At 43.3% G+C, this 18,174-nt stretch carries 22 protein-coding genes; all 22 read right to left on the minus strand.

Annotation, left to right across the window (positions count from 1 at the left end; all coding sequences use genetic code 11):
- Nucleotides 1-222 precede the first annotated feature (222 nt).
- Nucleotides 223-603: a type II toxin-antitoxin system PemK/MazF family toxin gene (locus tag B5F25_RS18760; RefSeq protein WP_087251435.1), complete on the minus strand. Its 381-nt coding sequence runs from the start codon at nucleotides 601-603 to the stop codon at nucleotides 223-225.
- Entirely contained in the window at nucleotides 594-1,034 is a 441-nt protein-coding gene (locus tag B5F25_RS18765; RefSeq protein WP_087251437.1) for a hypothetical protein, read from the minus strand. The genes B5F25_RS18760 and B5F25_RS18765 overlap by 10 nt, the downstream gene beginning before the upstream one ends.
- A gap of 2 nt (nucleotides 1,035-1,036) precedes the next feature.
- Complete coding sequence (locus tag B5F25_RS18770) at nucleotides 1,037-1,768, minus strand: TIGR04255 family protein (protein ID WP_087251439.1); 732 nt, start codon at nucleotides 1,766-1,768, stop codon at nucleotides 1,037-1,039.
- 382 nt (nucleotides 1,769-2,150) lie between these two features.
- Complete coding sequence (locus B5F25_RS18775; RefSeq protein ID WP_087251442.1) at nucleotides 2,151-2,756, minus strand: JAB domain-containing protein; 606 nt, start codon at nucleotides 2,754-2,756, stop codon at nucleotides 2,151-2,153.
- 19 nt (nucleotides 2,757-2,775) lie between these two features.
- The gene (locus B5F25_RS18780) at nucleotides 2,776-3,327 is read right to left on the minus strand and encodes a phosphoribosyltransferase (protein WP_087251468.1); all 552 of its coding nucleotides are present in this window, start codon (nucleotides 3,325-3,327) and stop codon (nucleotides 2,776-2,778) included.
- Nucleotides 3,328-4,147: 820 nt separating this feature from the next.
- Nucleotides 4,148-5,755, minus strand: coding sequence for a hypothetical protein (locus tag B5F25_RS18785; RefSeq protein WP_087251446.1), 1,608 nt, complete (start codon nucleotides 5,753-5,755; stop codon nucleotides 4,148-4,150).
- Entirely contained in the window at nucleotides 5,752-6,375 is a 624-nt protein-coding gene (locus tag B5F25_RS18790; RefSeq protein WP_072531678.1) for a hypothetical protein, read from the minus strand. The genes B5F25_RS18785 and B5F25_RS18790 overlap by 4 nt, the downstream gene beginning before the upstream one ends.
- Before the next feature lie 2 nt (nucleotides 6,376-6,377).
- A complete protein-coding gene (locus B5F25_RS18795) occupies nucleotides 6,378-6,659 on the minus strand; it encodes a hypothetical protein (RefSeq protein WP_072531677.1) in 282 nt (93 codons plus the stop codon).
- Nucleotides 6,634-7,134 (minus strand): hypothetical protein, encoded by a 501-nt coding sequence (locus B5F25_RS18800; RefSeq protein ID WP_072543054.1) that lies wholly within the window; start codon nucleotides 7,132-7,134, stop codon nucleotides 6,634-6,636. The genes B5F25_RS18795 and B5F25_RS18800 overlap by 26 nt, the downstream gene beginning before the upstream one ends.
- Nucleotides 7,131-7,934 (minus strand): hypothetical protein, encoded by an 804-nt coding sequence (locus tag B5F25_RS18805; protein ID WP_087251452.1) that lies wholly within the window; start codon nucleotides 7,932-7,934, stop codon nucleotides 7,131-7,133. Before B5F25_RS18805 ends, B5F25_RS18800 begins: the two co-directional genes overlap by 4 nt.
- Nucleotides 7,935-7,953: 19 nt before the next feature.
- On the minus strand, nucleotides 7,954-8,556 hold the full coding sequence (locus tag B5F25_RS18810) for a hypothetical protein (protein WP_140406983.1): 603 nt from the start codon (nucleotides 8,554-8,556) through the stop codon (nucleotides 7,954-7,956).
- A 3-nt stretch (nucleotides 8,557-8,559) separates the two neighbouring features.
- Nucleotides 8,560-9,555 carry a hypothetical protein gene (locus B5F25_RS18815; protein ID WP_087251456.1) on the minus strand — a complete coding sequence of 332 codons (996 nt, stop codon included), beginning with the start codon at nucleotides 9,553-9,555 and terminating at the stop codon, nucleotides 8,560-8,562.
- 1 nt (nucleotide 9,556) lies between these two features.
- Nucleotides 9,557-10,585, minus strand: coding sequence for a Clp protease ClpP (locus B5F25_RS18820; RefSeq protein ID WP_087251458.1), 1,029 nt, complete (start codon nucleotides 10,583-10,585; stop codon nucleotides 9,557-9,559).
- Between the two features lie 57 nt (nucleotides 10,586-10,642).
- The gene (locus B5F25_RS18825) at nucleotides 10,643-11,059 is read right to left on the minus strand and encodes a hypothetical protein (protein WP_072543049.1); all 417 of its coding nucleotides are present in this window, start codon (nucleotides 11,057-11,059) and stop codon (nucleotides 10,643-10,645) included.
- Nucleotides 11,060-11,116: 57 nt separating this feature from the next.
- The gene (locus B5F25_RS18830; RefSeq protein WP_072543048.1) at nucleotides 11,117-11,599 is read right to left on the minus strand and encodes a hypothetical protein; all 483 of its coding nucleotides are present in this window, start codon (nucleotides 11,597-11,599) and stop codon (nucleotides 11,117-11,119) included.
- A 442-nt stretch (nucleotides 11,600-12,041) separates the two neighbouring features.
- The gene (locus tag B5F25_RS21300) at nucleotides 12,042-12,395 is read right to left on the minus strand and encodes a hypothetical protein (protein ID WP_140406984.1); all 354 of its coding nucleotides are present in this window, start codon (nucleotides 12,393-12,395) and stop codon (nucleotides 12,042-12,044) included.
- Nucleotides 12,396-12,809: 414 nt separating this feature from the next.
- A complete protein-coding gene (locus B5F25_RS18835) occupies nucleotides 12,810-13,355 on the minus strand; it encodes a phage antirepressor N-terminal domain-containing protein (RefSeq protein WP_087251462.1) in 546 nt (181 codons plus the stop codon).
- 21 nt (nucleotides 13,356-13,376) lie between these two features.
- Entirely contained in the window at nucleotides 13,377-16,571 is a 3,195-nt protein-coding gene (gene dnaG, locus B5F25_RS18840; protein WP_087251463.1) for a DNA primase, read from the minus strand.
- A 61-nt stretch (nucleotides 16,572-16,632) separates the two neighbouring features.
- Complete coding sequence (locus B5F25_RS18845) at nucleotides 16,633-16,890, minus strand: hypothetical protein (protein ID WP_087251464.1); 258 nt, start codon at nucleotides 16,888-16,890, stop codon at nucleotides 16,633-16,635.
- A complete protein-coding gene (locus B5F25_RS18850; protein ID WP_140406985.1) occupies nucleotides 16,887-17,114 on the minus strand; it encodes a hypothetical protein in 228 nt (75 codons plus the stop codon). Before B5F25_RS18850 ends, B5F25_RS18845 begins: the two co-directional genes overlap by 4 nt.
- A 205-nt stretch (nucleotides 17,115-17,319) precedes the next feature.
- Nucleotides 17,320-17,880, minus strand: a complete 561-nt coding sequence (locus B5F25_RS18855; protein WP_087251466.1) for a LuxR C-terminal-related transcriptional regulator — start codon at nucleotides 17,878-17,880, stop codon at nucleotides 17,320-17,322.
- Nucleotides 17,864-18,076 (minus strand): hypothetical protein, encoded by a 213-nt coding sequence (locus B5F25_RS22260; RefSeq protein WP_087251467.1) that lies wholly within the window; start codon nucleotides 18,074-18,076, stop codon nucleotides 17,864-17,866. The genes B5F25_RS18855 and B5F25_RS22260 overlap by 17 nt, the downstream gene beginning before the upstream one ends.
- Between the last annotated feature and the right edge of the window lie 98 nt (nucleotides 18,077-18,174).

The raw sequence follows: 18,174 nt of genomic DNA on the forward strand, positions 1-18,174 counted from the left end.
AAGCTTCTTTCAGATTCCAACTCGCGATGGACACCCTTGCTTTGGGCTGTATGATTCCCGCTATTAGGGCTCATTAGGGACTTGCACCCGTTAGCTAATACTCATGCCGAGCATACATCCAATAAAAAAGGAGCCTACAATGAGGCTCCTTTTATTTCTCAGTGAAAGTAAAGTGTTGAATTAAATAGTGACTATATTTACGCTAGGTTATTTCTATTACACTTAGTCATCGTCTTCATCAAAAAATATTTGAACATCAAATATACTATCGATAATCTTTGCCAAAACCTTATCAAAGTATTTTGATTTCACGAATGTATTCCTACTTTGTATAACATCTTTCAATTTAAAAAATGTAACAACATGAGTCACAAAATAAGATTCTTTCGCCATAGGACGATTCAGCCAATCATTCTCAATTTTAATCGTATATTCTGGATGGTAATTCTTTGTTGATATAAGTACAGCATAAAACATACCATCCTCTTTTTCCAATAACTGCTCATTTGAGAGGACTAAAGCTGGATGTATTTTATCCTCACCTTCTGGAGTTCGATAATAAATCTCAACTATTTCTCTTTGTGAAACTTTTTCTACAGCCATTTATCCAAACCTATTATTAAGCGACCAGAGTTATAATCTATAAAACTCTCTATACTCGGTTCTTCATGAGTAGGAACATAAATATTATCACTTAATCTTTTTTCTAATTCTTCGTCAGAAATAAATGTTTCTCTTTTAATTTTAGCACGAGCAATCTTTCGCTTTTTCTTTATAAAGAAAGAATCCATCAAAGTATCATTTTCACCTGGAAAACATATTGAATTTGGTATGTATGTACAATTTATATTTTCACAAAAATCGTTATATTGAAGTGGGAGATTATTCGTGCTTGAAAGAAAAAGTAAAGATGATACGCCCAATAATAGTGTATCATGAATCTTGTAATTTTTCTTTATCCCATTATAAGCCAACGTAGTGGAGGTGTCACATCCCTTTTCAGGAGATACTATATTTATAAAATCCTTATCCATAATTATTTTCTATTAAATGAGTCATAGAGTTCTCCTCTGGTCATGTTTTTGAAAAAATCACTTAGTCTTGAATGATATCCATCCAAAATTTGCTCAAACATTGGGAATAAATCTTCACTGCTTCTTAAAGAGTTCAATTTACTTTCAACTACCAATCCGTTTCGTCTGTCATTAAGCGTACCAGTACTAATCTTTAGATTAAAAACAGAATCATTTTCTCTTTGTGCAATCTCAAAATTAAGACCTACAGGATTTTGTATGAATTCAGATTCTATTGTTAAATGAAATTTTTCTTTTAGGAAAGAGAAAATATTTTCATCTTGAAATTGAAATTCAAAAAAATCAAGATACTTTAACCCTATATGAATACCTTTGTTTGGATTGAATGCATACAAGTTCTTAACAACATTTACTATCTTCAAAATCTCTTCATAAAAGACATTCCAATCATAATCTGAGCCGACATGATTAATAGATAATATACCAGGCCCTAACTGATACAAAATTGAGTTTGAATTAATTTTCTTAGAACGATAAATTGGTCTATTCAAAAAAGCTTGTATTGGAATATTAGGATCCGGAAGTAAATTTTCAGGCTTCTCATACGAATCTTTCAATGCAGCATACATAGCACCTATAAGTAGCTGAAATTTATCAACTTCTTGCTTGTTGCTAGAATTCCATTTTATTTCAAAAATAACCTCCACCAAAGGGGCATTAGACAATCTGCTCATAATTCAATTTATAATTTATAGTATAATAAATGCTAGTATTTTATTTGAATAGCTAAGAAAATATCTTTATATTTTTTGCAAATATCAGTTTTTTTTCTTGTAAAATCAATATGTAGGCTATAAAAAATATAGTTAATGCTTTATTCTCATAATGAAGTCACTTCTATCTAATCATTAACAATCTCACCAAAATAACAATATTATCAATAAAGAGTTTGATTATATGTAATTAAATCTATAACATTTCGCAAATCTTTTGCGTGAAAAACAAAAGACCTTATTCCCCGCCGCCCGATTTTGCTTGTGTCAGCAGCAAAATCGGGCGGCGGGCGGCCGCGACGCTACCCACCTCCCTAAACGCTGCTACGGCCATTTGCAGCCCCTACAGCCTGCCTTCGTCCCCGTAGCTGTAATAACTTCCATCTGTTACTATCACGTGGTCAAGAAGCCTGATATTCATAATTCGTCCCGCTTCCAGCAGGGCATGCGTCAGGCGGTCGTCGTCCTTACTTGGTTGAAAATTACCTGACGGGTGATTGTGGCAGAGTATCATGGAGGTGGCGTTGCAAGAAAGTGCCTCATGTAAAATAACTCTTACATCTACCTGAGTAGACGCCAGCCCTCCGACTGAGATACGCTGTTTGCGGATGATTCGGGCTGCCTGATTCAGGAAGATAACCCAACATTCCTCTACTTTCTGGTCTGCCATGTAGGGAAGCATCACTTCGTAAACGTCTGCGCTGGAAGTTATACGCTTGTAGTTGTTCTTCCGTTCCTTGATTCTCTTGTATAGTTCAATGACCGCCAGTGCCATCTCTTTGCGTGCCGGTGTCAGCAGGTTGCAAATGTCTTCTATTGATACATTGCTGCCGTTCGCTAACATGGCGTTCACCTGATTGCTTGTTTCCTTGTTGTTGGTAAGCTGATAAACTACTTCTGCGTCGCTCAAGTGGCGGCATTCTCCGCAAATTTCGAATAAATCTTTCATGATGTTGTTTATTAAATTGTTAGACAAATAAGGTTTTCGCTAAAAACATTCCACCGATAACGGATGCGCCAAAACTTTCAAGGTGGCAGGCAAAACGAGCGTAGGAGTAACCACGGGTTATCACGTCATCGAAGACAAGCACTTTTTTATCTTTGAAAAACTCCTTGTCGAAGTTGATTACCTGCACGTCGTTTACGTGCTTCCCTGATTTGCTTTCGTGGATTGCCAGCCGTTCACCCTCTACCGTGATATGGCTGTATCCGTTTACCGCTCCCGATAGTCTGGCCACTTCTTCCGAAAACTCTCTGTATCGGATTTCATTTTTCCGCTGGCTGCTGGCTGGGATACAGACAAACACCATGTCACTCACTGACGTGCCAAACTGCTCACGGATTTTCTTTGCGACAAGCTGGGCTGCTGAAACGGCACATTTACCGTCTTTGAACGCCCAAACGTATTTTCTCACCTGCCAGTCTCTTGCGCTGGCCTGATACTTTGTGGGCAGGTAGTCAAAGAAGTTGAACATGTACTTTCTGCACTGGTTTAGCATGGATTCGGTAAAGGTTTTCATATCGGTAGATTTTGGAGTTTTATTCTTGAACCTCGAGCCGAGGTAGTGAGCCTTTTCTTCTGCTCTTCCTTCTCTGAGGTTTTTTTTATTCCGTCGCCTTTCGCTGTCGGTTTGTTTCGCCTTTTTACACTGCCTCAAAAGGTGTTGCCAGCCGTGAAAGACAAGTTTTCACCGTAAAGCCGGGCCTTGAATACTACCCTGAAAGGGTGGAGATTTTTACAGTGAACAGCGCCTGAACTTGGTATACGGCAGGCAACATTTACCTTTGCAGTGAAGAAAAGGCGTAACTGACAGGGGGAGGGGACACCGATATGAATTCCGAAGAGAAGAACAGAAGAGCAGTCAAACAATACATAGCTTTAGCTATACCGCCAGTAGGGAGAGCAACGGGGGGGGTGGGCCGCTGCGTGAACGCCATCGCCAACCAGAAAGACAATCGAGTGTCTTTCTACCTTTCTACCCGATAAATTTTGGGAATTTCTCGGGAGCCAGCAGATTGTGTAGCAGTAAATTAGCAAGCAAAAACAGACTTAAACAGGCGGATTTATTCTGATTTTCCGCTCATCCGATACAAAAACAGCACACAATCAATCGATTATCCCCTCAAAATACCGCATTTTATGCGGACGTCGGTTTTCCGACCCCCCACCGCCCTACGCCATAAACCTAATTAGCACCTTTGATAAAAGCGGAATATGTAACGGCACAAACGTCCACACGCACGGTACACGCTATCGCACGCATAAAAAAACAGCCCCGACAACCATTCGCACGGTCGCCAGGGCTACACCTTAATATAAAACTAATTAGCTATTGAAACTTACATTGATGATGTCACGAAGATATCGTCGATCATCTGAGGGAAACGCTCACAACCGATACACAACGTATCGAAAGCATCCGAACCGTCCGTTCTCGCCTGAAGCTGGTCTTCTTCTGTTTCAGCCAACTTCTCCCCTCTCTTATCCTTACCACCATTGTACACACCAGCTGTCTGTACAGAGATAAGCAGATCCTCGTTGTTCTGTTCGTTGAAGAATGGAATGAGCTTTGCCTTCCCTGCAAACATACGATTGATTAGCAGCCACTTCTCTATGTGTTTCATCGGGGGGCCTATATAGACGGAATTAACTTCCCAACCTCTATCCTTGAAAGCACGCTCGACGACGTAATGAAAGTCTTCGTCATTGACCGCATAGTTTGATCCCAGGGCCGTACTGTCGTAATAGAAGATAACCTCCTTACGCCGCTGGTGCCGGTAATACTTGCAGAAGTCATCTACCAAGGCCTCGAGCTTTCGCTCATACTTTACCCAGAAAGACTTAATCACCTTCAGCCGGTTTCGGTCCGGCTGACCAGCTACCAGCCAGTTGATGTTGGCATTAAAGTCGAAGGCAATGCAGATAGGTTTATCTCGATCCAGATCTGCATCCATCAAACATGATGGCTCCTTGATTTTGTCGAACTGATATTCCAGGCTGTCCAGGTAACTAAAGTCTGTAGCGTTGTACTTGTGCCTTTCCGTCATACTGGAATAAAATCCGTCCTTGCTGATACCGATACGCCTGCATAGGATAGCAGTCTGAAAGGTAAGCGGAGGAAGATCACGCTTCATCTGGTTGATGAATGCTTCGCCCAGCAGCTGCATATTCTCGATCGTGGAGAACTCACGATATAAAACAGCAACAGAACCCATCCGGCATACATCACGGTTCAGGGTGCGCAGATAGTCTTTCAGATATAAAGGTACAGGTTCTGATTTAGCCTGAAGGTCACGGATTCGTTTCTTTGTTCGCCAAATCTCATGCACTGTCGCCTGGATGACTTCAATCAGTTCCGGATCGCATTTCTTCTCGTAATCCAGAAACCAGGAGCCTTTCTTCGTCACCGGCATATCAGAAGTAATCAGCATGCCGTGATGAAAGTAGTGATGACCGAAGTATTGTTTGTTACCTCGGTTCGCCGGAAGGGTTTCATCCTTCAACTGCTCGAAGTCAATATACTTTGCTTCGTCGATGTCGAGATAATCAAGAGAGAAGGAGTTGGAGGTTCCGGAACGGTCCTGGCTGATGATGTAGCCGATGGATCCGTTGTAGAATGAAATCACATTCTCCCAGTTGTCAGGCTGGAAGATAGGTTCACCCCACCCCCACGACTTCGGCGGCTTCTTTCCGATGGTCCAGTGCACATCACGTTTGAATCCCCATCGCTGCCAGTGGATCAGCATGGACGGGATGGTGTTGGTGAGGGCACGTTTACAATTGGCCGCCACAAAACCGGTGATGCTTCCGGGCATACGCTGCATGTTACGCAGGTTGATAGCGGCATGAATCGGACCTTTACCCCACCCACGTCCGGCACACAATACGATATCCTTAGCTGGAGTGAAAAGAACTTGCTGCTGGGTCTCGTGGAAGTACTCTCTCATGGTTTAGGTTCCTCCTGTGATTTTTTCGGATTGAAGATATCGTCTTCGTTGAAGTCTGCATCTTCGAACTGGATGTCCTGGATATCTTCATTCATGTATTGTTTGATCTTATCCGCAATGCGTTGCCGGATATTCGGTATCGGTTTGATTCCGATAATTGTCGGATCGCTGTCCGGCTGGAACGGCTGCACGACAATCTTGTCGTAGCCTAAATCCTTGGCGTCCTCTTTGTCGAGTTGCATGTACTTGGCGTAATAGTTGTCGCAAGCGGCCATCGCCCTGGCATCCTTCATTCGCTTGGCCATCTCGTAGCTCTCTTCGTTGCGCTGGATGAAGCGGTACCGATGGTAGTCCTTTGTAGCCTTGTTCAGATCACCCAGCAGATACTTGATGATCCGAATATCTTCGTAAGCAGCTGACTTCTGTATCTGGTATCGCTTCTGAAGTTCCAAAACGATTTCCTGTTCTCGTATGCGCGGGTACTGGAGCCAATAATTATACATGTCCCGAAGTCTGAGCAGACGCTGCTGAATGACTTCGGGAATGTTACGCTCTTTCATCTCGTCGACCGAGGCAAAGAGATTTTCTTTTGCAATATCAATTGTTGCGGGTAATGGCATAGTTATAAATCTTCATCGGAATCCATATCTCGGATATAAGAACCTACCAGCTGTACCGCCAGCGGACTACCGGCTTCGGCCAGTTCCAGCTCATTCTGCCGGATCTGCAAAGCTCTTTCGGCTTTCCCCTTACGGTAAGCAATACTGACCGGATGGGACTTGTCGGATATGATTTCTCGCAGACGGCGTTCATCTACGTCCATCAGAACAGCGATATCCGACACTGGAGTGAGCATCGTAGCAAGTTCCTTAATTCTGTTAATCTGTGTTGAAGTGAATTCCATTGAGGTGTAGGCTTCGGGTATTAATAATCTCTGAAAACTGGTCTCGCAAAGTGAGAAAGATGTCAGGCTGTGTCGTGATCATCGCACATTCTGTCCGGTTGCCTCGCGTCTGGTTCTGACTGGTAACGACTGTAACCATCCAGCGATCGTTCTCGATAAGCAATACCTTGGAATGGTTTTCCGTGAGGTACACGTCATCGAATACGGAAGACATAAAGGTATACAAGTTGACGGTCTTTCGAGCTGCCTTCAGGTCAGCAAGCAGAACGGAGTGAAGGATCATCTTCCGTTTGCGAAGCGAAAACAACCGGCGCAAGAACTCTTCGGATGTAGAAAAGGTGGATACATAGACCTTAGCCGGTCCGGTCTGTGACAGGATGTACTCAAGAACATCAAAAAGCTGAAGCCGGTTATCCAGGTATGCTTGTAACGGCACATCGGATAACGGCTTCAGTAATCGGTTTACATGTTTCATGCTTTCAACCCTAATTCACGTAAGGCATTCACCTGGTCTTCTCCTACGTTGTTTCCAGTAGAAATCAGGAAGTCGTATCTCTGCTGTACCTTAGCCAGCAGCTTCTCGTACTTTTCCTGATCTCCGGATTCTTTCAGCTCTGCCAGTTTCCTTTTGTTGTCTGACAGATAACCGCGGGCTGCACTGACTTTCTTTGCCACTTCAGCCGGATCGTCAGGAGATTCACCTTTTGTCTCTTCGGTACCCTGAGCATCCGGATTGAAATGGTCGTACTTGTCCATGTTATCCCGATATCTGGCATCCAGCTCTTCCAATTGCTTCAGGTATTCGTACCTGTCGCATGGAAGAGCATCCTTCATGGTTTTCAATGTTTCAAAAGTCTGCTTCAGGCGGAAGTAGATATCCTTATTGTCTTCCCAAAGCTGACGGATCTCTTCGGGCAATGAATCGTGATCCGCGCGTTTACCCTTTGCGATGGTAGCTTCTTGCGATGTGTCGTCATCGGAACTGATTTCAGGCTGGAAGGTGGCCAGCGTTTCCGCTACTGCCGGAACCAGCTCTTTATCCATCTTGACTACATCTTGAATCGTCTTGCGGTCCAGACGGATCGCCAGATATTTCTTCAGCTCATACTCAATCTTGCTCGCAAACTTCTGCGGATTGCGGGAAATATTCTGAAACAGAATGCGGTTTCGGGTCAGTTTGAGTACCATTTCCGCACCTTTCATCAGGTCACGCTTAGCCGGCTCCGTATTGAGCCAGCCTTGCATGTCTGTAGTTAACTGTTCATCTATATACATAACTGTATTCTCCTTTTAATTAGCCTCCCGGAAGGATGGTACTACCATCTGCTCCGGAAATTTCGCCATCTTCCGTTTCGATTTTACCCGTATAGAACGGTGACGGGCAAATATCTGTACATTGTGCCTCGAGAGTGGTGCCTGCGGTACCGGTATCTCCTTCTCCCGAAGTTTGAGAAATGGTAACTGAAGGATCAAAAGCTTCAGAGCCGAGTACACGGAACTTACCATTCTTCTGCTGGCACAGAAATATCAGCTCATCGACATTAGCCTGACGACAAAAGCCTGACGCTTCTTCGTCAGTACCAGCATGGACCAACGTGGCTTTATTCAGGAAGGTCTTAGATGGAACTTCACCCTGTGACTCTGCACTGATGGACGACTTCGTTGTCAGCAATTCAATGTACTGCCATTTCTTGTCGGCAGCCAAAACAAAGTCACCTTCGTAGGTTGCCAAAGCAGCCATACTCTCTGCCCCGTCAATCGCCGGAAGTGCCGGCCATTTTTTGATCCAACTTTTCGGGATAAAGTATACTTTACGTCTAATACCCGGTGTCGATGTCTGACCTGGACACCAGGAAAGGGACTCGTACATCCCTTTGCTTGTACAATCTACTGCCATAACTTAACCTCCTATTCCAGCGACAACCGGAGTTGAACCGTCGACGGTACCAACCAGCAGACGCTCTTTAGAAATTGATTCAAATTCTGTACCGAAGTACATTGTAGCGATGTAATCCAGTTTGAATGCATGATGCTTCTCAACGGTAATGTTCTCCGCATCGGCACCATTGCCAAAACCTACGAGCATATTGCTCTTGGTAGTCAGGTGGATGAACGGTGAACCTGCCTTATTCGCCAGCGGAACCAATTCGCAACGGCCATTGGAACCTTCGAGTACCGTTTTTTCAAAACTGGTGTTATAAGGTACATGCCCCACAGTCGCCTGGTAATCGTCTACATAATTATCGTACACTCCCTGAGGAATAAACAATTTAGTTTGCGTTTCACGCAAAACCGGATCAGCTGCACGGTAAAATGCTTTCAAGACATCTACGGCGTTATCTTTACTGATTGCTTCGATGGTGAACATATTACCCAAATCAGTAGAGATTTTAGCTGCGTCTTTTTCAGTTTTGGTAATGGTGTCAAAACCATTGAAAAGTTCTTTGGTCTTGGTTCCACTGTCGTTACGTTTCGCGTTCCAAATAGAAGCATTCAAGTTACCACCCATTTTCGCAGTCAGGAAAGCCAGCACCTGGCGGGCAATATCTACATTTTTCAAAGCCTCTCCTTTTGTAATCAGATTACCGTAAATGGTCTGCCATACAGAGTTAGGAGAAAACTTCTTTACTACACTACCGAGAAAGGTTTCTAATGTACGCGGATTGATAGATACTCCATCAGTATCTTCACGTCCTTCGTCATAAGGTCCCAGCTCAATATCGCCAGATAATTCGCCTACCACTTCTTTACCGCGAACACCCGGTCTTTGTGTCATGTGCTGTAAAGTTGTACCCAATGCCAGAACCGGCATCATCAGTAATTCTTTTCGATAACGAACAGCCGACTTGGCCAGCTGCTCATCCGTAATTTTTACGTATCCAGTTGTGTCTGCCATCTTATAACAAATCTTTTACGTCGTTAAACAATTCTTTAGCAGTGTTTAGTTTTGCAATGTCGTCATCCTCACCTTCATCACCATTGATGTGTGTGGTTTCCTCACCATCATTTTTTTGCAGGTTTTCATTCTGCTTCTTCAGATCGGAAATCTGATTGTCTTTATCAGAAGATTCCTGCTCCAGATGGGCGATGTGGTCATTGAGGGCCTTGACCTGATCTTCGGTAAGCATCACCTTACCATCTTTGTCAACTTCCACACCCTCTATTTTCAAGATGGAATTGACTTTCTGATAATCCTTTTTCATTTGTTTTGACTGATTAAGTGATTTATTTTGTGTCTGTGCAGCTTCCGGCTGATGTCCTTTTAAGAACTTATTGACGAAATTATTGAACCAGCTGGGAGCTGTATCAGCTTCCTGACTTTGTGTCCTATCTATGGCGGGCAATGCCGGCAGGTGGAACATGTTAAACTTTGTCTTCATCGAGTCGTCGAAGTTCAGTTTTGAGCCGTCTTCTACGATTTCGTCAATGAATCCGTATTCAAGTGCTTCCTGGGCAGTAAGCCAGCGTCCTTCTTTCAGGATTGGAAGAATGTCATCTACTTTTTTCTTGCACTTGTTGGCGTAGAGGTTGGCCAGTACCAAGTCCATCTTGTCATTCTCCAGCTTGTTAGCCTTCAGGTCGTCGATAAGCTGCTGAATCTGGTCGGCATTGTAGTTGCCCCAGGCATCCACCCAGTTTGACACCTTATGAATAAGATAGAATGCATATCTGGACATGCAGGTTTTCTTGGCACCGGTAGCCAGGATTGTAGCCGCGCTGGCTACGTATCCATACAGGTAGCAAGTCACGTTGCCGTGATCAAGAAACTGCTGCCGGATGTCGAGCGCATCGTCCACCGAGCCACCGAGGGACGATACACGCACATTGACAGGCTTGTTTTTCAAACCTGACATCTGGCTTCGGATATAGTTCTTTGAATATCCCCAAGGACCGATGTGTGAATCAATACTAATACTATAATCCATGTTGTCGAAAATTAGTCTACGCAATATTATACCTTATATATATTGCATAAAAAGACTCTAATCTAATATGGCAAGCATTGGAATAGGGGAGGTCAGGGTTACTGTGACGGTAACACCTGCCCGTCCACTGGCTGCGGACGGAAAAGTCTCTTCGTTTTGTATGACGGGGTAAGGTTTTTCGGATGAACCAATCAGGAACTGGGAGCCGGTGACGGTTGTTACCTTGAAGCAGAACTTTTTGGCACCAGGTAGCAGCTTCTTTGACCGGAACATGGTGAGTTTGGTGGTGAAAATGCGTTGTTTGTTCTCGATTTTGTCAGAAATTTCGACTGAACTCAGCCCGATGGTCGAAATTGGGCTGAATTGCTGGTAGACATTCAGCCATACTCCCCGGTCGGCTATGATGTCTGAATGCTGAAGGTGATAGGCCTCGATGCATTCTACTTTTCTAATGTTCTGAATCAGATGTACCATGATTTTTGTTATTGGATTATGTGTGTTCGGTGTTGTTTGGGTTTGTACAAAAACGGCCTACTCATCCGAGTGTTTTCTGGTTAAAGAACCTAAAAAGATACCTCTCCGGCTATAACTGGTCCTCATACGGTAGTATTTCTGTCTGACAGTCTCCGAATAGTCGTCATCGATGCCGTGCATTTCACACCAGGCAGCGATGGTCTTGTTCAGGCCGCAATCGCGCTTAGTCAGGTCGCTCATCTCATTCCAGAGGTTCGCCCGGAACAGGTCTTCGATGGTCTCCTTTACAGCTGCCTTGGCTTTTTTGCCCAGGTAGTTATAATATTGCGGCGGTTTGGCTTTGCTGTCGGGAATGACGATGGCTGTCAATTCGTCTTCTGCCATTTCCGGCTGAACTTCCGGTGGTCTTTTCCGGAGGAACCGGCGGATGACAGCATTCTCATTACTCTGCGGTGGAAATACCACCGGATTTCCCAGGCTATTGTGAAGCCATTGCTTTAAATAAGGCTCCAGTTTGATATAAAACACAATGTGGCTCATAATGAATTGATTATTTATTACAAATATAATATATATATAACTTTTTAGATAAATAAATTTGTCATTAATCTGCTCCAAAAGCAAAAAGTATATTTCCAGATATGACATACTTTTTGCCTTCTACGCCTTCTACACTTTCTACAGAAAATAAAATATACTGGTAATCAATAGTTTATAATTTTATAAGGCTTCTACAATTGTAGAAATTATGTAGAAAATGAAGTAATTTGTAGAAGGTTTTAACAAAAACAGCATTTTGTAGAATTTTGTAGAAGGTTTGTAGAATGTATGTAGAATATATAAATATCTCATTATTAACATTGTAGAAGGTGTAGAAAGTGTAGAAGCCTTTTTCACCCCGTGGGAAAAGGTAGAAACTGGTCTTGACATATACGAAAAATGCCCATACGGTAAACCGTACAGGCATCTCTCTACAATATTATTATTGGTACAATACATTACGAATCCTTTCATCTAATAATCCATAAAGATTACTGACTGAATATGCTTTCTCACAAAATGTCCTACCGGACTTGAACCAGACACGTGCCGAGAACAATTGGCCAGTATCTACTATCTTGATACGGCGTATATCCGGAAACGAGTCAAGAAAATAACGGCAAATCTTCTGCCTGACCTCTGAAGTAGTACTTGCCTTGCGATGGCGAGTACCTGTAGCCGGGTTATAAACTCTCAATGCATTGCTGTTGAATGAGCGAATATCCGTTTCGTGGACTGACGTTCCGTTGAAGCTGAGCATAGCTACATTGGGAATGAATGTATGATTGTTGAGCATAAATAAAAAAAGGTATCCGTGCCTGTCCCGTTGCTCAACAATCATACACTACAAATGCAGGTCTAATCTGTGGGCACATTAACGCTCCACACGGGGGTACACGGATACCAATATTTTAATGGTACTACCAAATATGCGGACATAAAAAACGCCTGCAAAGAATGCAAGCTTGTCCAGCCGCACTGTATTATATGTATAAAATTGTTGAGCACTGCAAATATGGTGATTTATTTTTGAATAGCAAAGAATAAACATAAAAAAAGAGCAAGCGTTTTACAACGATTGCCCTTTTAAACCTCTAAAACCGTTACTGATAACCAATATCAATCAAACAATTGCGGTTCGTTATAGCTGTTTCAACTGTTGCCCTGAGGTCAACAGTTGAGGACGTGAAGCCCTCAACTGAAAACAATGTTACTCCTCCGTATTTTCCTCGAATGTCATAACCAGCTGCCTATTGTTGGCCCGCCAATCGTCAATAGTGAACTTCATCACCTGATTCAATTCAGCTTTGGCTTCGTTCATCAACTTCTGCGCATCCTTGAAGCGGCGTTGGCATTCCTGGTATTCTTCCACCTTCCTTTCCATCATCTTTTGTTTTTCGGCAAGGAAAGTCTGTGGTTCTGTAAAGTGTCTGTACAGCGCACGGTAACATTCTTCTTTGTACTTCAGTACTGCTGGACGTGCTTCCTCATTCACTTTGGAAGTATCTATAGAAAATAGCCAGCCGAACACGTACATGTAGGGGATGCTATACATTTCGCGTTCTTTACCGTCGTTGGCAACCGCGTGTATCATACACGCAGTTGAACTAAGAATCTCATCCCGTTCGATGCGTTGTTTTTGTCCATTAGCATCTATCCCCAACGCCTCACATATCGGACGGATAGGTACCAACTGTTCATCACTTGTGGCAACAATATCCACATTATTTACTCTTGCAATAATTTTTGTTTCCATGATTCTTTAATATTAAAATATTCAATCTAAATCATCACTTGTAGTCTCATTACCTTCCACCTCTACCTCGAGGTTAATATTATAAGTATCCTTAATCATCTTGTAATCGAAACACAGGGCAATGTCCGGTGTCGAGGTCTTTTTGTAGGATATTCCTCCGGTGGGAGTCGTTTCTATTTTCTGAACTTCCACACCACGCTGTATGTTTTTGAACCGGACTGAGTTCTTTTTACCCATGTATTCCTTGGAGTTCTCCAGGTAGTACACCAGCGAGCCTTCCGGAAGAATTGAATCGCCAACTTGCTTGCCGAACTTTTTATACAGCATGAAGATGCGGTTCTTGCGCATCATCAGGATGGCCTTGGGTTCCTGGTACTGCTGTTCAATCTTTATCAGGTTACTTTTGAACTTATTGACATATTCTATACGGTAGTCACCTTCGATAAATATCTCACCATCCTGCTGCAGATAAGATACCACATTCCAAAAGTTGGCCAGTTCATTGTTGCTCTTGCATTCAGCATTCTGCAGCAGAATACCATCTACTGTCACCTGCCGGATATCCGGATAAGAAAACGGAATATCCAGCACCCCCTCGAGCGTACGAAATGCGGCCAGCGGTATGATCCAGTTACGAAGGATTCGATCTTCCACCTTTTCGGCTCCGAGAGCTTCTAATACGTCGGACAGACAGGTATGATAGTTGCTGATGAACTGCTGTTCCATCCGCGCCCGGTGGCGAAGTATCTGGAGCGTCAAGTGAGTGAGTCCCCGTTTACGAATCTCTACCAGTTCGTTGTATCGGCGTTTCTCTTCCTCTGTGAACTCCGATTTGGCAAAGGTAAGAAATATCAGACGGCTGAACAGAGCGATGTCGGCGGTTGCCATCTCCTGACCGGAAAGAATTACTCCGGAGTCTACGGCAGTTATCTCACGCTTTTTGTCACGATCCATGTTCATGCGTGACCGACCGGCACCGTCCCAAAGCCCTTTGAGGTATTCGCGTTTATCGATATCAATATTATTCTTGAACTCGTCAATATGTACCAGGGCATTGGCACACTGTGCCACCAGGTCGGCCAACGCCGGTATGGTAGCATTCTGGATATTGGGAGGAATGTTCTCGATAATGAACAATGCCATCAGACTGTGTCCGAGTTCAGACTTACCGGAACCTTTGGGACCAAACAAGTTTAATATGGGAAAGCTCTTGGTATATCCAGTGATAATGTCACGAAACAAAGTAGCCAGCAGAAAACAGATTCCTACCTTGGCATTGTCACCGAATACCCCGACCAGTTTGGAAAAGTATTCCTTCAGACTTATGGAAGAATAATTAAGGTGAACGAACCTACGTTCGAACTGGAACAACTTGTCGTCATCACGATAGATCAGACTACTTGCAGGAAGATAGAAGTTGCCTTTCTCACCCAACCGCACAATACCATATTCATCAGCCGGATGCCATTCCGTATCAAAAACTCCGTTGCCAAACGCATAGAATCCTTTACGCTGCCATCCCAACTGGGTGATTTCAGTAGCCGTTTCAGTCTGTTCATAAAGATACATCTTCAGGCGTGTCATTTCTTTTTCACTGGCCAGCCAGATATAATTGCCCAATCCCTCAACCTTCTGCTTGAACTTGGAGAGGGATACCAGGTCTTCCTGCTTCATTTCCACAATTTCTTCCTGACGGTTCTGGTTCTTGATACGATACAAACGTTTAGGCATCAAGGAGTCTTTGATATGGAACATCGGTAGCATGATGAAGTTAGACCACTGGAACTCCTTGCCGTCGTTAGTGGAATAATAGCAGTTGTTGGATTCAAAGAAACCGTATTTTGCCAGCAGATCCCGATTGATGACTTGCGATTTACCGGCTTTGGATTCATTGATCTTCTTTTTCTCCCGGTTGATGGCCATCGACCAAAGATTCTTGTTATTGTATGTATCTCTCAGTTTAGCCAGGTACATAGCCTCTTTGACCTCGTCGCCGACCATTGCAACAAGTTTGGCAATCTGGCTGACTGCCGCGCTTTTATCTTCAGTCGTACCATCTTTGTTGAACGCATATCCGGCATACCAGGTAATGAAGTCTTGTTCTTCCAACTGGTTGAAACGGCTGATGTTCGTACAATACGAATCCGGATCATTCTTCAGGTTGCCTTCACCCAGTGGTATTTCACGCACTGAAACGGAGAAACCACACTCCATAGCCAGCACACCGCTTTTTATCACAGCTGCAATGCCGGTACCGTATGGAGCATCTACTGGTTTTGGGTCAGCGTCCGGAAGAAAACACAGCGTTGTAGCGTATCTCTTCAATTGTTCAAACTGCCCTTTAGTCCAGGCAGAACCCAGCGAGGCGATGGTATTGTTGACTCCAATGGATTGCAGGCGCATGACATCGGGTGCACCCTCTACACAATAGAATTTCTCTTCTTTGGCTGCCTGACGGATGGCATTATCTATACCGAAAATACTGCTTCCTTTGTGATACAAATCACTTTCACAGGAATTCAGATATTTCGGTGTACCATCCACTTCGCTCATGTCGCGGGCCGTCCATCCGATAATATTCCGGAAGCGATCACGGATTGGGATCATAATACGGTCACGGTAGAAATCATAGTATCCCCCGTTTTTCTTCTTACGGATCAGTCCCATTTCTTCCATCAATTCCAATGACAATCCCTTGGATGCTGCCATCTCTGATAACTGGGACCAGTCTGCCAGAGCATATCCGATACCCATTTCTACCGGAAATGAATCACCCCAGCGCTGTCGGATCTTGGCACGTGCTGCGTCTGCTTCCGGACGGGACAGGTTCTGAAGGAATACTTCGGCTGCAAACTGATTGATGATCTGCATGGATTCGCGTTTCTTCTGACGACGTATTTCGTCGGCTGAAGGCTTCTCCTGTTCATCGTCGATATGTATTCCGTATTTATCGGCCAGCCAGAAACAAGCTTCACGAAAATTCATGTGATTGTACTTCTGTACGAACTTGATGACGTTACCACCTTCTTTGCAGGCACCAAAGCAATACCATGTACCCCGTCCAGGTTCCACCATGAAAGAAGGAGTATCTTCTGTATGAAACGGACAACAAGCCTTATACCTGGCACCCGCACGCTTGAGCTCCACAAAACCGGATATCACGTCTACAATGTCCGCACGGTCGAGAATTTTTTCAATATCACTATTCGATATCATGTCTTTGAGTGTTTAGATACGTCGAATATCGATGATTTGTCGTGTAAATAAAAACTGAGTACTACTTGGATAATGGGATGTCATACTGGCGCAACCGAGAGTTGCTGTTTATGGCATAACAACGGCCGAAACCATCCCATCGCACTCTTCTGTGCCATGTAACATTCTGTTTTACCCCATTTACAAGTACCCGTTTCAGTTCCGGTACCGCACCGATAATTTTGCGGATCTCCTGAGATTTATCCGTATAAAAAACGTGTTCGAAGGTATAACCGGGATTAAAGTTTTCCCATTCATGCATTTTATGTAGTTTGTTCATAATCCATCTTCGATTTCTGTTGTTCTCCAATTCATTTCACTAGACATATAGTCCAAAATAAAAATCTGCTCATTCTGAGAATAAGACTTCAGGTTTTCATAGATAAAGGCAAGTTCTGCTTTGGCAATTTCCATTAATGCTTCACCATGAGGTGAGAGATATCCAATGCCAGCTATTTTAGCTTGTATTTCCGGATTACGGTTTTTGTCACTTAAATTGTCCATAACTATCAAAATCTGTGTAACACAAAGAAATTAGAACTTTATTGATGAAAAGCTCTCAATAAAAATCACGAACTTCGTCAAGACTATCGGTATCTATTCGACAACGTATAATGAGGTGCGTATTGTCCAATCGTACAATAACCCTCCAAACTCTATATCTATGCTTTCTCATATATTTAATCGGGTAATTTTATCATATCCAGTTTCACACACAACCATACGTTTTGTTATACCAGGAAGCAATTTCCCGAGTATTATCTAATCTGAGTTTGAACTTAATTTGCTGTATCAAGTTGTGTACGGTATTGATGGAAATATATAGCAAATCGGCAATCTCCTGATTGCTGTATCCTTCAGCCAATAGCTCAGCTACCTCTAACTGTCTGCCTTTGATGACAGAACTGCGCTGTGGCAAACAAATAATGCCCTCGTACCGGCAATCTCCGCTACCTCTCAGTGGACAATGAACCTGTTCTATGTTCACGTTGCCATGCCGGTCTAAATCCCATTTGAGCGTATCCGATTCACCGCAGTTGCAGCGTAGAAAACGACTCGCCATCAGAAAATGATAATATCGCTTATTCTGCTGAGAACGGATATAGCATTGCTCCAGGGCTTTGTATGCATCTGCATAACAATCATGCACGGTAGTCAGTACTTCTTCGATAATATCCACAGTTTTTTCGGACAATGTATAAGACTGGTTATCCTTCCAATATCCAACCTTACCTGAAGGAGTATTATAAAATTCAATCGGTGTCTGCATGTTTATCCTCCTTGATGATTCTTTCAATGGCTCCGCGCTCCAGTTTAGACCAGCTTCCTTTACGCATCTTTGTCATAAAGGTGGGATAAGAGAATCCACATGTTTCAATAACCTTTTTAATGAACTCGGATTTCTGCTTAATCTCGAGTGATGAATAATAGTCAGATATAACCATATTCAAGTTTCGCAAGTTCAACTTGCAGCTTTTAATCTATAAATGTCGCAAATATGTTTCATATCTTCCTCCCTGTTGATGATAGCCTGATAGATATCTTCATCAGTCAATCCGAAGAG

The sequence above is a fragment of the Bacteroides sp. An19 genome (genome assembly GCF_002160215.1).
In the GTDB taxonomy this organism is placed as follows: domain Bacteria; phylum Bacteroidota; class Bacteroidia; order Bacteroidales; family Bacteroidaceae; genus Phocaeicola; species Phocaeicola intestinalis.

Bases quoted from the DNA above. Each gene is read 5' to 3' on its own strand.
- B5F25_RS18760 (WP_087251435.1), bottom strand. From the start codon at position 603: ATGGCTGTAGAAAAAGTTTCACAAAGAGAAATAGTTGAGATTTATTAT.
- B5F25_RS18765 (WP_087251437.1), bottom strand. From the start codon at position 1,034: ATGGATAAGGATTTTATAAATATAGTATCTCCTGAAAAGGGATGTGAC.
- B5F25_RS18770 (WP_087251439.1), bottom strand. From the start codon at position 1,768: ATGAGCAGATTGTCTAATGCCCCTTTGGTGGAGGTTATTTTTGAAATA.
- B5F25_RS18775 (WP_087251442.1), bottom strand. From the start codon at position 2,756: ATGAAAGATTTATTCGAAATTTGCGGAGAATGCCGCCACTTGAGCGAC.
- B5F25_RS18780 (WP_087251468.1), bottom strand. From the start codon at position 3,327: ATGAAAACCTTTACCGAATCCATGCTAAACCAGTGCAGAAAGTACATG.
- B5F25_RS18785 (WP_087251446.1), bottom strand. From the start codon at position 5,755: ATGAGAGAGTACTTCCACGAGACCCAGCAGCAAGTTCTTTTCACTCCA.
- B5F25_RS18790 (WP_072531678.1), bottom strand. From the start codon at position 6,375: ATGCCATTACCCGCAACAATTGATATTGCAAAAGAAAATCTCTTTGCC.
- B5F25_RS18795 (WP_072531677.1), bottom strand. From the start codon at position 6,659: ATGGAATTCACTTCAACACAGATTAACAGAATTAAGGAACTTGCTACG.
- B5F25_RS18800 (WP_072543054.1), bottom strand. From the start codon at position 7,134: ATGAAACATGTAAACCGATTACTGAAGCCGTTATCCGATGTGCCGTTA.
- B5F25_RS18805 (WP_087251452.1), bottom strand. From the start codon at position 7,934: ATGTATATAGATGAACAGTTAACTACAGACATGCAAGGCTGGCTCAAT.
- B5F25_RS18810 (WP_140406983.1), bottom strand. From the start codon at position 8,556: ATGGCAGTAGATTGTACAAGCAAAGGGATGTACGAGTCCCTTTCCTGG.
- B5F25_RS18815 (WP_087251456.1), bottom strand. From the start codon at position 9,555: ATGGCAGACACAACTGGATACGTAAAAATTACGGATGAGCAGCTGGCC.
- B5F25_RS18820 (WP_087251458.1), bottom strand. From the start codon at position 10,585: ATGGATTATAGTATTAGTATTGATTCACACATCGGTCCTTGGGGATAT.
- B5F25_RS18825 (WP_072543049.1), bottom strand. From the start codon at position 11,059: ATGGTACATCTGATTCAGAACATTAGAAAAGTAGAATGCATCGAGGCC.
- B5F25_RS18830 (WP_072543048.1), bottom strand. From the start codon at position 11,599: ATGAGCCACATTGTGTTTTATATCAAACTGGAGCCTTATTTAAAGCAA.
- B5F25_RS21300 (WP_140406984.1), bottom strand. From the start codon at position 12,395: ATGCTCAACAATCATACATTCATTCCCAATGTAGCTATGCTCAGCTTC.
- B5F25_RS18835 (WP_087251462.1), bottom strand. From the start codon at position 13,355: ATGGAAACAAAAATTATTGCAAGAGTAAATAATGTGGATATTGTTGCC.
- dnaG (WP_087251463.1), bottom strand. From the start codon at position 16,571: ATGATATCGAATAGTGATATTGAAAAAATTCTCGACCGTGCGGACATT.
- B5F25_RS18845 (WP_087251464.1), bottom strand. From the start codon at position 16,890: ATGAACAAACTACATAAAATGCATGAATGGGAAAACTTTAATCCCGGT.
- B5F25_RS18850 (WP_140406985.1), bottom strand. From the start codon at position 17,114: ATGGACAATTTAAGTGACAAAAACCGTAATCCGGAAATACAAGCTAAA.
- B5F25_RS18855 (WP_087251466.1), bottom strand. From the start codon at position 17,880: ATGCAGACACCGATTGAATTTTATAATACTCCTTCAGGTAAGGTTGGA.